This window comes from Bradyrhizobium sp. JR4.1 (assembly GCF_040548605.1).
Taxonomy (GTDB): Bacteria; Pseudomonadota; Alphaproteobacteria; order Rhizobiales; family Xanthobacteraceae; genus Bradyrhizobium; species Bradyrhizobium canariense.
The window spans coordinates 17846-33173 of the sequence record NZ_JBEPRY010000028.1 but is presented as its reverse complement, the minus strand read 5'-3'; the positions used below and the strand labels follow the sequence as shown (position 1 = coordinate 33173).

Below are 15328 nucleotides of genomic sequence, written 5' to 3'. Positions count from 1 at the left end.
CGGCGCACTTCTTCTCGCACGAGTGCGCCGGGCCGGCTTTAATGAGGCGCGTGAAGCTCGATGAGCTAGGGACAGATTGGCGGCTACTTGGGCTGACCGCTCGCGGCGTTTCTTTCCTATCTTTCGACGTTGAGTAACTAAGCTTCGATTCCGCCCTGCTCGACACAAACCTATTTGGCCGGCCAATGCCGGTTGGCGAAGGCAGCCCTTGTTGAGCTGAGGCAGGAGAGCGATTCCACAGGAGGTGTCGAAGTAGTCGACAGTCGGGCTGCGGATGCGGCCGACCTCTGCATTAGATTAAACGGTCATGTTAGCATACGAGCTTAGCAGCGGGATCAAGCACCGTGGGCGCTGCCGCAACCTACGTGATTAAATTTCCGACGAGCACGACCGAAAGGACTTGAATCGTACCTTGCGTCAGGTTGTACGAAGCCGACAAGGTGCTTTCCCGAGCTAGCTAAAGACGCAACTCACAGGCGCTCCGACGAAAAAAAGAGTTCATGTGCTGATGCCGCTGCTACTCGTTCTGGTTTCTATTTTCTTTGGTACAAGTGCGATTGTCTACACCGCATGCCGGTCTCAACGCCGGCGGGATCGGCGCATGCACAGGCACGATCGCGCCAATTCGCGCACTTCGCGCCCCCGCGTCCAACTACCAAGACGGCGGGCATTTTAATCCAGCCGCTCAATGACTGTCCTCCGACGCCTGTTGCAGTCCGAACTCGCGAGGGCCAGGTGGCACGCGCCGCCCGCGAGAGAGCGTTTCTCAAACGGTTTCCGATTGGTTTATCGATGCCGCGGAGTCGATCCAGCGGGACAGCGGCCAGACACGAAAGCCAGTTCTCGACCACTCGGGCGGTTTTTGCTAGAGTTTAGGGCGTCACGCGGCGCAAACGGCTGACCGGTCATACACCTGGAAACTTCAAAGATTTGCACTGCGCGAAAGCTTCCAGGAAAGCCTAGGCGAGCAACTAAAAGTTGTACCACACAATATTTCTACTATAAAACGCAGAAATGAGGCTCGTATCGTGACCAAGCGCTCTGAACCGCGGAAGCAAACCGCAACTGTCGAACAGCCGGAGGCGAGGCCGAGCGTGCTCGTCGTCGACGACGACCTCTCAATGCGCGAATCGCTGGTCAACCTATTTCGTTCAATCGGTCTAGATGTCGTTGCTTACGGATCGGCCCAAGAACTGCTCCAGAGCGAGCTTCCCGATGTTCCTAGCTGCCTCGTGCTTGACATCAGACTGCCTGGATTGAGCGGGCTTGAGCTCCAAAATGAGTTGGCCAAATTGCAGGTTCACATCCCCATCATTTTCATCACCGCTCATGGGGATATTCCGATGACCGTCAAAGCGATGAAGAGTGGAGCAATTGATTTTCTCAGCAAGCCGTTTCGCGATCAGGAATTGCTCGACGGAGTGGTCGCAGCTATCGAACAGGATCGCAAGCGACGTGGCGTAGACAAGGTGGTCAAGAAGCTGCAGTCCTTGTTTGAGGCCCTAAGTCCACGAGAGCAGGACGTTTTGAGACTGGTCGCCACCGGGCTATTGAACAAGCAGGTCGCCGCGGAACTCGGGCTCGCCGAGATCACAGTCAAGATCTACCGGGGGCACGTTATGAGGAAGATGGGCGCTCGATCGCTGGCCGATCTGATTCGGATGGCTGAGAGGCTGGGAATTGGGACCGACCGTTTCAGGGTACAAACCTAAGTATGATTTTACAACTTCGTCGTACACGCGCACCCTGCAGCTGGCCGTTATGGTTCGGCCAGCGTCTTCGCCCAACTGGGACGGGTGGTCTTGTCCAACTATTCAATTGTTTCTGTTGTCGACGACGATCCTTCCGTTCGTGCCGCACTGAACAACCTATTGAAATCGCAGGGTCACGTCGTTCATACGTTTGCGTCGGCTGAGGAATTTTTGCGGTCGTCTCAATTGAACGGCACATCCTGTGTAATTGCAGACGTGCAGATGCCCGTGATGAGCGGCTTTGAACTTTTGGAACAGATGCGAGCCCATGGCTACGCTGGGCCATTCATCTTGATTACCGCCTTTGCGGATGATCGCACGCGAGCCCGCGCCTTGAGCGCCGGCGTAACCGGCTTTTTCGCCAAGCCCTTCACCGGTCTGGAGTTGATCGCCTGCCTCGATGAAGCGCTTCGCGAACATCCTGGTGGAACGCGCGCGTGAAGGATGGGGAAGCAGTCTGGACCAAGCCGCACCCACGCGGCCTTAACGATCTCCATCAATGTGCAATTGTCCGTGCGAACCGCGTGCCCATGGCGACCATCGCCCTTCCGTCTCGCCGCATTCCTGTCGCTGGTGTTGCACTTTCGGCATCTGGTTGAGGCACTCGCGATGTGGGGATCCTGACACGGCGCCTCGCGTATGAACGCCTAATCAAACGGGCGAGGCCCCTTCCCTCCCTTTCAACGAAGCTGCACACCACTTTCGTGGTGGTACGACCCCTTCCGAACGGTTGCACTGCTGAGGTTGGACGTAGGTTGGCGAATTTAGCGTCTGGGTGGATGCGTTTTGCAGCGAAGGATTGCTTCAGTCGCATCTACGAGCGGCATCAGGGCTGCAGCGCTGCAGCTCCGGCTGATGCGCAAGCTTCGGGTGTGCTTCGGCCCGCCGAAACGGTTCGAGGCCACGGCGTCAGTCCTAGCCCACCGAGTCAGCAAAGCGGTCAGCTCTGGACGTGCGCGATGAGACCGCATGCCGGGGCCAGATTCGCCGGCGGCCGTGTCCATTCTACTCGCCGGGACCATGAGCGTGAACAGGCAAGACACGCTTCCGCTGGCGGGCCCCGCCCTTGCCTGCAGCGCGTCGGCCCCTCTCGCCGAGATGACACTTCTCGGGCCAAAATACTACGCAATCGGCAAAGCTAGCCGTACGGCATGCGCAAATTCTTCGATGGCGCGAGACTCCGCATAATTGGGCGCGAGACGAGTGAGCCAGGATCCTCGCGGATGCCGACCGGAACTACTAGACGTAGTAGCTTTGTTCCGCCTGGTTCTCAGGTAAGTCGGGGAGCTGATTTTCAGACGCGCGACGCGGAAACCCAACCTCCACTAAGGAGATGACCACATGCCTGGAGTACGCGCGTCGCGCAACATGAACACGATCGAAGCTCTGGAGTCCAACGTGCGCACGTACTCGCGTTCGTTTCCTGCTGTCTTCAACAAGGCGCGCGGCTCTATTATGTTCACAGAGGCTGGCCGAAAGGTCATTGACTTTCTGTCCGGCGCTGGAGCGCTAAACTACGGCCATAACAATCCGGAAATCAAAGCTGCGATCAGCGAGTATCTCGATTCTGATGGGGTCGTCCACGCCTTGGACATGGCCACTCCAGCAAAGGTCGAATTCATGGAGACCTTCAGCTCTGTCGTCCTTCGTGAACGGGATCTTCACTACCGCTTTCAATTTACGGGGCCTACGGGAGCTAATGCTGTTGAGGCAGCTCTGAAGCTGTCGCGTAAGATCACAGGACGCCACAACGTCATTTCTTTCACGAACGGATATCACGGCCAAAGCTTGGGGGCCATAGCCGCAAGCGGTAACCGCTACAACCGCAAAGCCACCGGCATTCCTTTATCCGGCACAACCTTCATGCCCTATGATGGGTATCTGGGCTCCGCTGACAGTCCGGCGGATTACGTGCGAAAGGTGTTGATGGACGAGAGCAGTGGTATTGATCTCCCAGCCGCCATTCTCGTCGAAACCGTGCAAGGAGAGGGGGGCATTAATGTGGCCGGCAAGGAATGGCTGCGGTCAATTCAGGCTTTGGCGAAAGACGTCGGAGCTATTTTCATAGTTGACGATATCCAAATGGGGTGTGGCCGTACAGGCGAGTTCTTCAGTTTCGAGTTCGCTACGTTATCGCCAGACATTGTGGTTATGTCAAAATCGCTGAGCGGATACGGTTTGCCATTATCAATGCTCTTGATCAAAGAAGCCATCGACGCATGGGAGCCAGGCGAGCACACAGGAACGTTTCGAGGAAACAACCTTGCGCTCGTTTCTGCCAAAGCGGCCTTGCATCTGTATTGGCGCAATCAGGCGTTCTCGCAAGAGGTCCGACGGTTGGGCAACTCTATGCGGCGTCGGCTGGACGCTATCGCGCACCAGCACGGAAACAGGTTCGCTGTTCGGGGACGCGGAATGGTATGCGGGTTTGATTGCAAAACGAGCGCAATCGCAGAGGCGACGTCACATAAGGCGTTTGAGAAAGGATTGATTGTCGAGCGATGCGGACCGACGGATCAGGTGCTAAAGTTCTTGCCCGCACTTACGATAGACCAAGATACTTTGGGAGAAGGCCTAGACATATTCGAGCAGTCATTGACCGAAACGTTGAATTTGGCCAGGCCACACTAGTTTGCAGGCCCACGAAAGGAAGTTGCTAGAATAGTATCGCCGCGCAAGTGCTCGCGCAATTCCTCGCATATCGCCCGAAATGGCCAGAAGCTTTGAGGCCATGATCATGGAGGCGAGGCTTGGATGTCAAGGCTGTCTGTGCTCCGCCGAGTCGGTCAATGCGCGAGAACACCCCCGCTGCCCTCCTCCACGACCACCTGAGCGCGAGCAGCACCTTTGACCTAGCACCTCAGACTTACGAGCGCCTCTCGCCGAGCTGGCTGATCCAAGTTTTCACGTCTGAGGTCTGCCGGAGGTGACCTCGTTGGCGCAGAGTCGAGTGGAAACATCGTAGTATGCCGTGACAGGGCTCTGCGGAGAGCTGCTCAATTTGCGTCGCGTGTGAGCTCGTCCACAAGTGAGGGCCGCCGCCGCGCCGTTGCGATCTTCAGCCTGATCGCCACCGCCCGGGCCAACGATATTGATCGACAAGCTTGGCTCGCGACGTCCTGCACGCGCGCCCGACAAGCGCATTTACGCTCTCCCGCCCAGAACTGCCGTTCTGAGAACGTGGCTCACCCTGCTGAACCCAAGCAGATCAGGTAATAGGATCCAACCAGACGCCTTCACCGGATACATACCAACCCGCGAGTTTCGCGCCTCCCAGCATGGGTGTGGACATCATTCAGAACCGTACATTGCGCAGCGGCGATCTCAGCCTTAGCGGTTTCCAGCATAGCTGCAATCGCAATCAACGGTTTCGGCGCCTCAGAAGCCCCGAGCCTACTTTGCATCCAAATTGTCACATCGACCCCTTTCATTTAGCCGAACAATGAGGCAGAAAAGAAAGAGACAACCGGCCACCGGCTCATCGGAACACAGATATTTAGATGTTTGACACATTGCCAACCGTGACTGGATCGATCGCGCACGGGCCGCGTACACCGGGAGCAAACGATCGAGATCTACAGTTAGATTTCGCGAAAGGTGCGCTCATTATTTTGGTGATCGTGGGGCATTTGATCCAGTACATCATCTACCGAGATGATGGGTTTTGGTATTCGGCGTACTACAAGTCGATCTATATGTTTCACATGCCGCTCTTTATGGCGATAAGTGGATACCTTTCTTGTCGATCGCTGCTGCGCAAGTCGTTCACTAGAGCCGCCAGCGATCGTGCGAAGCAGCTCCTGCTGCCGATGCTGTTTTGGTGGGCCTTCATGGAGGCCGCTAAATTTGGGGCATTGTGGCGCGCGACTAGCGTAACGAGCGGGCCTCTGGAGTTTGTAGACGACCTCGCTGGCACATACTGGTTCATCTGGGCCACCTTTGTTTCCTACCTTCTCGTCAAGATACTTACCAATCTCAAGCACGGATCGTGGGTCATATCTGGGTCAGCCATACTGGTTGCACTCGCGCCCGTGACATTTTCCATATCTCCTCTGATCAAATTCACTTACCCGTTCTTCTGCTTGGGATTCTTGTTGGCTCAGTCGCGAGAACGAATGATGAGTACAGTGCGATCTGGGAAGATGCTCCTGATTGTATTTCTCTCGATAGTGACTTGCGTAGGCTTTCTAGCCTGGAGCAAGGACACTTATATCTATAATAATCTTGCCATCATTCACGATTTCAGGTCGGCTAAAGACGTGTTTGTGATGTTTGTCGGCTCTGCAGCTGCTTCAGCAATCGCTATTGAACTCTTCTTGCTATGCTGGCGCATTGGCCGTTCAAACCGAGCGGGCCGCTTTATCGCTGTGGAGTTGGGCCAGAGCACGCTTCTGCTCTACCTGGTCCAGGGTACCGTTTTCCGTCTCATGGATTTCATGCAGTTCGGAGACGGTTGGAATCTCACGACCCGTTTTGCCGTCGCCGGTACGCTCGGAGCCTGCATTGTTGTGTTCGCACTAACGGTCCGCTCGATTGTTGGAACGGTTCCATATCTGTCTCAGCTTGTCCTTGGAACGCCGGCGCGTTCAGGTCTTTCGCAGGCTAAACCTGCAATGAACTAGCCATGCATTCCGTTGCGAACATGGCATGGCGTTGCGATAGCAGCATTGACTTGTGCCGCCTCCGCAATAGCCTTCGAACCTGGACGCGACTACTCGGGACGGCTGGCGTCAAGGCGCGTTTTTCTTAGTAGAACATCGCTCTCCGCTACGCGGATATCATTCGAAGTCAGACAAGAATGCCTTGCAGCAGCAACTGACCTTCGCGTAGCTCCTGGTCGCTCTGTACCGTGTAGATCAAGCGCGGATTGCTGGGGGTATGTGCCGCCGGCGACGGCATCGTACTGGGCTCGCTGCAGTAAGATCGACCGCCTTGAGAGTCGCGTCGCCCGCCAGGTTTCAACCGAAACCGGCCGTCGAACCGAACCCAATCATATCCAGCGAGATGGTTCTTGGCGCCGTATTGACTGGTGACTGGTAGTGTCGCGTCCTCCGGAAGCTCTGTCGCGCCAGCGTAGGCCGGCAGTCCACAGCGCCGCCGCGGAGACTACCGGATTTATGCAGCTCTGTGTGTGCCAGCATCGAGAAAATCACGACACTGCATCCGACTGACGGCGCTCAGCTCATGGCAAGCCAAAGAGACAGTTCCAGCCTGCCGCTCGCCGGAGTGACATGCCTCTTTGGTAACGAACAAGCCGCGGCTGACGACTACAGCTCGGCGGCGTTGCCCTCCCCGAGATTGCGACTGCTCATCGCGAGCCCGTCCGATTCTCTCACGCTTGGCATCGTAACGATCTCAACGATTGAGGTTCACGACCATGCAGCGCATCAGAGCCGACTGGTTGAACTTTCTTGTCCACTCCATGCAACAGCTGGCTGCACGGTCTCGAACGGATTGCGAGTCGCGACGTAACGAAACTACCATGTCAGCCCGATAAATCCCGTGTGAAAGTGCCGCAGAGCTGCCAGTGACGCCCCCTTCGCTGGCAGTTTTTCATGCGCTGAAAAATAATGCGGGTACATGCCGAAATCCTCAGTTGATCCGAACTGCACCAGCTGAGCAAGATGCTCGACCGGGGAATATCGGACCTGGTCCAGTTCGCTTCGAGCCAGCACACTCGCGCGCTTTTGCCCGCTAGATGAGCTTGTGCAGGCAAGAAATACCCGCTGCGAGCCCGGCTCAATTATCACGAAGATTCGAGCGTACTTGCTATAGGATGTTGGACTTTGCACTTACCTCGGAGGGCGTCCAGTTTGCGATCGGGTCGCGCAAGCTGTCCGGAAGCCGGTATGATTCGTTCGGCGCAGGGAATGCTCCGCTACGGACGTCAGCAGCCCAGCGCGACAGCCCGTCCTGCAATAGGTGACAGCCCTCTACATAGACACGCACGAATTTGGGATGATGACCTCCTGCGAGCCCCAACACGTCGTGAAAAACCAACACTTGGCCCGAGCAATTTGGGCCCGCTCCGATCCCGATCGTTGGTATGGTCAGAGATTCCGTCGCTCGGGCAGCGAGCTCGGCAGGGATGCCTTCAAGGACAAGAGCGAAGCATCCGGCCTCCTGCAGATAGTGCGCATCGTCCAGCAGACGTAGAGCGTCGTCCGCGTTTCGACCCTGTACCTTGAATCCACCCATCGCATTGACGCTTTGTGGGGTGAGACCAAGATGGCCCATCACGGGAATTTCGCAATTCACCAAAGCTCGAATCATTTGGGCACGCTTCACCCCTCCCTCGAGCTTGACGGCGTCTGCACCACGCTGCAGGAAACCTCCAGCATTGCGTATCGTCTCGTCAGGACTGAGATGAAAGCTGAGGAACGGCATGTCCGCGACCAGCAACGCGCGAGGCTTTGTTCGCGCGACCGCCTCCAAGTGGTGATTCATCATCGCCATGCTGACCGGCAAAGTGTCGTCAAACCCAAGGCATACGTTGCCGACGCTGTCGCCAACGAGAATGACGTCGACGACGGGATCAGCGATGCGCGCTGTTACCGCATCGTAAGCGGTGGTCATCACGATGGCGCGCCTTTCCTCCTTGCATCGTTGCAGAACTGGAATCGTGACGCGTTCAACAGACAGGTGCGAAATGTGACTCATGCTCGATCTGATCCGGCCCGCATGTCCATGAAAATCGGCCTTTCCCTTGGAAGAGCAAGGGGTGTCTGTCAACAGGGAGATAGAAAGCGCGTCACTGAGAAGTTGGAAAGCACAAACTTCCAATGATTGCGCGATCAGCAAGCAATATCTTTCAAGATCTGGTTTTGCGCGCTGGTTCTGAGCACTCGCCATCCATACGTCTTGCCTGTCAAAACCTACCGGGACACCACGGACGCGAGCGTCGATAGTGGATCTTCTTGATGGGTCCGAGTTGTCAGGACAGGTGTCAGCGCGAGCATGTTCATTCGTCTCGCTGGCGCAACGGCGGCGTAAGACACCCAAGAGCGCCGCTTCAGCGGAGTGATTTGACAGCGCTTGGGGTGCGACCGCTTCGTCCGGTGCCTTTGGATGCCGGAGAAGGGATCTACAGAACTGGTGGGCATGGCCCGACCGAGATATCATTCGCCTCGAGACCGCTGCTGTGTCGCATGCTTATGATCCGACGCGAGCCCCACGCAGCTTTCGCGAATGCCGCGCGCGGCAGCAGAAAAACCTCGTAGCGTGCACTGGATCGGCAGCTTGATGAACCGGCCATAATCTGTGAACCTTCGCCGGCAAGGACCAAAACAGCCACCGTCGTCGGCGCCGCCAAGACGATCTCATAAATTTGGAATTGATGAAACATGGCTCCGTCAAGCCCAGGCTCCTGCACACTACCTGCAAGGCCGTCCCCTCCGCGCCGTCACAGATACGCGCAAACCGGCCGCGATGCAGGCCAGTGATAGGCAACATACACGACGCCCTCCAGGCCGCGGACAAACGCGTCCACCACCTTCCGGTCCTGATGCACTTGCGCGAGCAGCATTCGATTAGGACAGCGTGTGTGTTGGCCGCACTGCGCAGTGTTCAGGGCCCACGTGCCGGCATCTTTTGATCCGTCCGCTAGTACCGGTGAAGCAACGGAGGTAATCCGGAACATCGAATGGGCGTCAGCAGCATCGTCGGATTAAGCCGCACGCGATCACCGCGCCGGTCCGACGCGCGGATGTCGGCAACTGCAAGGTCGCTCTCCCTCCATTGCCGAGGAGTGTTCGGCACTCCCAAGTCGACTTTGCGTCGATCGCCAAGCTTCTGTTCTCAAAGCTCGACCAGCCAAGCGCAGTCTCACGATTAACCGCATCTGCGAGTGCTGCCTCTCGCCGCCTTCGGAAGCGCAGCGGGTTGGGCGCTGGGACGCAGAGTGGTAGCCCAACGCCCATTCGCGATCCTGCGCACGATTATAGGTCACCCAGGCTCCATCAAGAGGGCGCCCATGCCAATGTGGTGAGCAACTCCGTCGCACTCTGGGATGATCTGCGGAACAGCAGAGTACCATCCCGCGGCGCGAATTAACACCGAAGCGGCGAGGTCCGCTACATCGCGCTGATCTGTGCAAACAGAATTGCCGCCTCAGACGGCCCGAGCCCGACGATGCCCACGAAGGCTGCCGGAGGCGTCGGAATGACCTGGCTGATCGGTCTCCAGAGATGCAGGCAATAGCGGCTATTGTTGACATACTGTGAATGAGGAGGATGCAGCTGCATCACGCATTCCTCTGCATCCCAAAACAGATCCTTGACGAGGCACATCTCCTCCCAGTTTGGCGAACGCCGTGGCGTCGACACAGAGACATGCTCCCATCCTGGGCGGACGAAGCCGATGATCTTGAGTTCACAGCCACAAGGCCCCTGCACAAAGAAGACACCGGAAGGACCAGATCCCGGTGCAGTGGCGAATCGGCCATCGCGGACGCGTCCCGCCTCGAGCCTTTCTACAATTTGCTTCCTCACGCGTCCTCCTTCTTTTGCGCGATAGACTCGAATCCGGCACCACGCGTGTCCCGGCTCATGGAGCGGACGGTTGCCACCCAGCCATCGGCGGTCCTGAGCATCTGCACTGAATTTATCTCAATCAGAACATCGCTTCTGTCTGGAATCGTCTACCCAAGAGGTCTTTCGACATCTAATTGTCAGTCGATGTTCTCGTCATGCGCGCCTTGGCTGCGAACTCGCCTCGTGCAGGAAATGCGCGCAGACATTTACGACCTTTGCCTTCGCACGCCGCGCCGGAAGCCAGCTTGTGCTCACTTCTTCGGCGCCACGTTACGGCTTGAGCTAACCGTGCTTGGCGCAAGGTGCCAGGAACCGACTAAAATGCCTCACAGCCAAAATGGCGGCGGAGGGCAATTTTGCGTGGTATGATCCGGCGAACCGGCTACGTTGTCACGCAAAGATACCTCGCTGACTTCAGCTCGTGATCCAAAGCGACCACAGATTGTCGCCAGTTCGTCGAGCGAGAGGCTTGTAAATTCGCTTTGCGACGATCTGACTGTGGGCTTGCATCTGGTTCCTTCTCATGTGTGGCGGTTAGCCGGGTCGCCGCCTGAGACACCGGCAATGCGTCATCTATGTGGCCGGCTAGGCCTGCTTCACGATGGATTCAGGGTCAGCGGCTCGGATGCGCAGACCGCAGACTCGAGCAGCCTCGTTCGTTCCCCCTGTCGCGAGAGATCTTCGCAGTTCAGCCCAGAGCCCAGTGACGTTGTGGAGAGGCTTCGGCGCCGAGGTCGCAAAGCCTGGACCTTCGATGCAACCGTCAGCTCCGGTCGCAATCAGAACTGTTCGTCAACCTCATTTCTTTGCCGCTCCTCCGCGAGGCGAGCTAGCTTATCATATTCTTTCGCGATCTTGAAAAGCCTGCATCTGGACGCATCGTCCTCGAGCGACTCCGCTTTTGTTCGCGTCGCTTCCGCGCGGCCTCGCCAGTGTTTGGCGTCGGAGAATGGCTTCTTCTGCTTCATGCAGAGCAACATGCATTTTCTAGATCAAGAAAATGCGACAGATGCCCTCCGTAAGATCCCGTAGGCTGCTTTCGCAATGCAACCCTGTTTGCGGTTATCTGCGACTCGCATTGTCTGAGATCAGACAAGCTGCTTATGCAAGCGCGGCGAGCAAGCTTCACTGCGGTCTCCTTCTGGGTTGAGAACGCCGCTTGGAAACCTCACGCTAACGGAGCATGATCGGGGACATTGGGCTTCTCTGCTGGGTTCGCGTCCGATCCTGCGTGAACTGCACGACTCCCGACATAAGGGCTTGAATCGTACGTAGGGTGAGGTTGTAAGATCTTCATGCCGCGGCGACCTTGCCTGGCCGTACAACAGCTTCAGGACGACAAAATTCGTAGTATGTGACCAGCTCGGATCCGCCCGCGACGCAACGGCGCAATGGGGTCACGTCGGCGAACCACTGCAAGGTACCGCAAGCACAGGAGCACCGATCCAGGCGATTCGCCCAATTCAAGATCCTGCTCTCGGCGGCGTAGACGTCAGGAGGTCGGCCCCTCGCAACTCAGAGAGGAATGACAATTGGCGCCTAGACTCAACTTAGCTGGTCGTGATCAACCCCGCGAACCTGCAAATAGCCTACTGGCGCTGAAACGCGGCAGCTGTAGGCATACAAGCGGCCATAGTGTTTGGGACGCATCCTCCCATCCAGAGGTTTTCGGCTTGGAACGATTGGCCATCGTACGAAAGCTACTCGATCACGAGCTGCCCGACGGCTTTTTGAGCAATCCAGGAAGGTCGAGGGCCCAGGACAATTACCAGCGCCTTCTCGATGTGCGAATCGAAACCTCGAGGAGCCCGACTGCAAGCACTTCTGCGCCAACGATCGGTTGTTGGGAGTAGGTCACATGTCTTCGCCCAGCGTCTTACAACAACAACAGGGCCTTGGGCGCCCCCTCCAAAGGACCACAATGCAACGCTGGATCACTCGAGCAAGCGCCGCAACAAACTACCTTTGCAACCCGGGCGATCGTAGTGCGCAGCGGCTCGCAACGTCGTTCAGCGAAACGGATTTGGGGTGGCACCTGCAGCGGCGCAGGAGAATGATCCGCGACAGTTTCGTGCGGAGCGCCCGTGCTCGTGAGATCTTCGGCAGCCCGGCGGCGTGCGACCATACGGATCGCGTGCGATCTCGATCCTCTGCAGGATGCCATTGCCCATCAGGTAGACTGAGGGCTCCGGTGCTCTGGGCGGCCGGCTCCATGTCGAACGATAAATTGAGCCGCCCCACCATGTTCAGGTGCAGGTGCGCTACAGACGACGTACCGCGGGAACTCTGAGGGGAGTCACCATTGATGCTCTGTCCAAAATGTCACGCAGACAATTGGTACGAGGTTGTACTGCACGATCCTTGGACTGGCCGACCGGTGATCACCTGCAACTCTTGCGGTGAGTATGCCGAGTACGATCGCCTCCAGCGCAGAACTGCGCACGCGATCATCTCTGCTACTTTGGCCTGTGTGAGCCTAGAGGATCAGCGCGATCCGCGGGCGGTTGTTGATAGGATTTTGGATAGGCTCGAGAATGCCGGCCTAACAATCGCCCGCAGCTCAAGATGACTGGGAGACGCGCCCATGACCGGCGCTTCGAGATGCTGGCCGCTCGCAAGATAGCATAGCTAAACCCAACAATTCCGCCGCATTACAAACGTTCGTATACTTCTTCAAAACCCTTTCGATGTGAAGGTTTAGCTGCGTACAGTTGTGCGTTCGATGCAATGCCTGTACACGATCGATACTTCGGTGCTTCGAAAGCGAGAGCCTTCCGCAGTCGAACAGGCCAGACGCGATTGAAGGTCATCGATCGCGGAAAGACATTCCGCCTGCCCAGAGAACCAATTTGTCAAACCAAGAGAGAAGAGGGCGGGTCGCTCTCATCACCGGCGTGACCGGCCAGGACGGCGCATATCTCGCCGAGTACCTGCTGTCGCTCGGCTATGTCGTGCACGGCATCAAGCGGCGCTCGTCCTCGTTCAACACCGCGCGTGTCGACCATCTCTACCAAGACCCGCATCTCGGCGACGTGCCGTTCCTGATGCATTACGGCGACATGACGGATTCGACAAATCTGATTCGCCTGGTGCAGCAGATCCGGCCGACCGAGATCTACAATCTCGCCGCGCAAAGCCACGTCGCCGTCAGCTTCGAGAGCCCCGAATACACCGCCAATGCCGATGCCCTCGGCGTGCTGCGGCTCCTGGAAGCGGTCCGCATCCTCGGCATGGAGAAGGCGACGCGGTTCTACCAGGCGTCCACTTCCGAGCTCTACGGCCTCGTGCAGGAGATCCCGCAGAAGGAGACCACGCCGTTCTATCCCCGCTCACCTTATGGGGTCGCCAAACTCTACGGCTACTGGATCACGGTGAACTACCGCGAAGCCTATGGCATGTTCGCGGCCAACGGCATCCTCTTCAACCACGAGAGCCCGATCCGCGGCGAGACCTTCGTCACCCGCAAGATCACCCGCGGCGTCGCTCGCATCGAGGTCGGGCTGGAAGAGACGCTCTATCTCGGCAACCTCGAAGCCAAGCGCGACTGGGGCCATGCCAGGGACTACGTCGAAGGCATGCACAAGATCCTGCAAGCGGACAAGCCGGATGATTTCGTGCTCGCGACCGGAGAGATGCACTCGGTGCGCGAGCTGGTCGAATTGTCGTTCGCGCAAGTTGGCTGCCGCATCGCATGGCGCGGCGCGGGCGTCGACGAGACCGGCGTCGATGCCAAGAGTGGCAAGACGCTGGTGAAGATCGATCCGACCTATTTCCGCCCGACCGAGGTCGATCTCCTGATCGGCGACGCCAGCAAGGCGAGCGAAGTGCTCGGCTGGAAGCCGAAGCGGACGTTTGCGGAACTCGTCGCAGAGATGATGGCGAGCGATCTGGCCGAAGCAAAACGCGAAGCGGTCGATGGCAAACGCACCGTTTGAGCTCAAGGGCAAAAGCGTCTACGTCGCCGGCCATCGCGGCATGGTCGGCAGTGCGCTTGTGCGCCGGCTGGCGCGGGAGGACGTTAAGCTCATCACGGTGGACCGGCGCGAGGTCGATCTCTGCGACCAGGCCGCCGTGTTCGGCTGGTTTGCGAAGGCGCGGCCGCAAGTTGTGTTCCTTGCCGCTGCCAAGGTCGGCGGCATCGTCGCCAACAACACGCTGCGCGCTGAATTCATCTACGACAACCTCGCGATCGCCGCGAACGTGATCCACGCCGCGCATGTGAACCGCGCCGAGAAGCTGATGTTTCTCGGCTCGTCCTGCATCTATCCCAAACTAGCGCCGCAGCCCTTGCACGAGGATACCGTGCTGACCGGCCCGCTGGAGCCGACCAACGAGCCTTACGCCATTGCCAAAATCGCCGGCATCAAGATGGCCGAAGCCTATCGCAGCCAGTATGGCAGCGACTTCATCAGCGTGATGCCGACCAATCTCTACGGCCCGGGCGACAACTATCACCCCGAGCTAAGCCACGTCGTTGCCGCGCTGATCCGCCGCTTTCACGAGGCGAAACTGGCGGGCGCGAAGAATGTGGTTGTCTGGGGTACAGGAACGCCGCGGCGCGAGTTCCTCTATGTCGATGATATGGCGGATGCCTGCGTGCATCTGATGAAGACCTATTCCGGGGGCGGACCTGATCAACATCGGCACCGGCGAGGACATCACCATAGCCGAATTGGCCCGCGTCGTTGCCGGGGTCGTCGGTTACAGCGGCGATTTTACGTTCGATCCCTCGCGTCCCGACGGCACGCCGCGCAAGCTGCTCGACGTCAGCCGCCTGGCAAGGCTCGGCTGGCGTGCCACGACGTCATTTGCAGCTGGAATGCGGCTCAGTTACCGGGCCTTCTTGGCGGAATCAGCTACATCGGGCAAGAGGAGACAATCGGCGAGCTGACGACGCCTACTTGTTCGGTTTCCCGAAAGTTGTTCAAGATCGACGCTGTTTCGCGCGACTCGACGGAGCTTTACTTGTAGTTGAAGCTCGACCCGTGCCCCAGAAGAGAGCAAGCCGCTAGAATGGCGAATAACTTTAGGTAGCGAATTCAGTCG

9 protein-coding genes and 1 pseudogene are annotated in these 15328 nt (G+C 57.8%); 6 read left to right on the top strand and 4 right to left on the bottom strand.

Annotated elements, in window-relative coordinates:
- Nucleotides 1-1094: 1094 nt before the first annotated feature.
- From ABIB90_RS35185 to nolL, 4 genes are all read left to right on the top strand, one after another.
- Complete coding sequence (locus ABIB90_RS35185) at nucleotides 1095-1712, top strand: response regulator transcription factor (protein ID WP_502918255.1); 618 nt, start codon at nucleotides 1095-1097, stop codon at nucleotides 1710-1712.
- 84 nt (nucleotides 1713-1796) lie between these two features.
- Complete coding sequence (locus ABIB90_RS35180) at nucleotides 1797-2192, top strand: response regulator transcription factor (protein WP_035968456.1); 396 nt, start codon at nucleotides 1797-1799, stop codon at nucleotides 2190-2192.
- 927 nt (nucleotides 2193-3119) lie between these two features.
- Entirely contained in the window at nucleotides 3120-4382 is a 1263-nt protein-coding gene (gene ectB / locus ABIB90_RS35175) for a diaminobutyrate--2-oxoglutarate transaminase (RefSeq protein WP_354202424.1), read from the top strand.
- A gap of 869 nt (nucleotides 4383-5251) precedes the next feature.
- Nucleotides 5252-6373, top strand: a complete 1122-nt coding sequence (gene nolL, locus ABIB90_RS35170) for a nodulation factor fucose acetyltransferase NolL (RefSeq protein ID WP_354202389.1) — start codon at nucleotides 5252-5254, stop codon at nucleotides 6371-6373.
- 645 nt (nucleotides 6374-7018) lie between these two features.
- Here nolL and ABIB90_RS35165 read toward each other — a convergent pair.
- The 4 genes from ABIB90_RS35165 to ABIB90_RS35150 all read right to left on the bottom strand — a co-directional run bounded on the left by ABIB90_RS35165 (nucleotide 7019) and on the right by ABIB90_RS35150 (nucleotide 11250).
- Nucleotides 7019-7114 (bottom strand): pantoate--beta-alanine ligase, encoded by a 96-nt coding sequence (locus ABIB90_RS35165; RefSeq protein ID WP_354202422.1) that lies wholly within the window; start codon nucleotides 7112-7114, stop codon nucleotides 7019-7021.
- A 406-nt stretch (nucleotides 7115-7520) separates the two neighbouring features.
- A complete protein-coding gene (gene panB / locus ABIB90_RS35160; protein ID WP_354202421.1) occupies nucleotides 7521-8411 on the bottom strand; it encodes a 3-methyl-2-oxobutanoate hydroxymethyltransferase in 891 nt (296 codons plus the stop codon).
- Nucleotides 8412-9823: 1412 nt separating this feature from the next.
- Nucleotides 9824-10240, bottom strand: a complete 417-nt coding sequence (locus ABIB90_RS35155) for a DUF7694 domain-containing protein (RefSeq protein WP_354101550.1) — start codon at nucleotides 10238-10240, stop codon at nucleotides 9824-9826.
- A gap of 821 nt (nucleotides 10241-11061) precedes the next feature.
- Complete coding sequence (locus ABIB90_RS35150; RefSeq protein ID WP_035969283.1) at nucleotides 11062-11250, bottom strand: hypothetical protein; 189 nt, start codon at nucleotides 11248-11250, stop codon at nucleotides 11062-11064.
- 1881 nt (nucleotides 11251-13131) lie between these two features.
- On the opposite strand from ABIB90_RS35150, the gene gmd reads away from it, so the two are divergent.
- Both gmd and fcl read left to right on the top strand, forming a co-directional pair.
- Complete coding sequence (gene gmd / locus ABIB90_RS35145; protein WP_354202388.1) at nucleotides 13132-14217, top strand: GDP-mannose 4,6-dehydratase; 1086 nt, start codon at nucleotides 13132-13134, stop codon at nucleotides 14215-14217.
- A pseudogene (gene fcl / locus ABIB90_RS35140) lies at nucleotides 14198-15173 on the top strand (GDP-L-fucose synthase). The gene gmd and the pseudogene fcl overlap by 20 nt, the downstream one beginning before the upstream one ends.
- Nucleotides 15174-15328: the final 155 nt, after the last annotated feature.

Excerpts from the sequence above, each read along its gene's own strand:
- nolL (WP_354202389.1), top strand. The coding sequence starts at position 5,252 with ATGTTTGACACATTGCCAACCGTGACTGGATCGATCGCGCACGGGCCG.
- ectB (WP_354202424.1), top strand. The coding sequence starts at position 3,120 with ATGAACACGATCGAAGCTCTGGAGTCCAACGTGCGCACGTACTCGCGT.
- panB (WP_354202421.1), bottom strand. The coding sequence starts at position 8,411 with ATGAGTCACATTTCGCACCTGTCTGTTGAACGCGTCACGATTCCAGTT.
- ABIB90_RS35150 (WP_035969283.1), bottom strand. The coding sequence starts at position 11,250 with ATGAAGCAGAAGAAGCCATTCTCCGACGCCAAACACTGGCGAGGCCGC.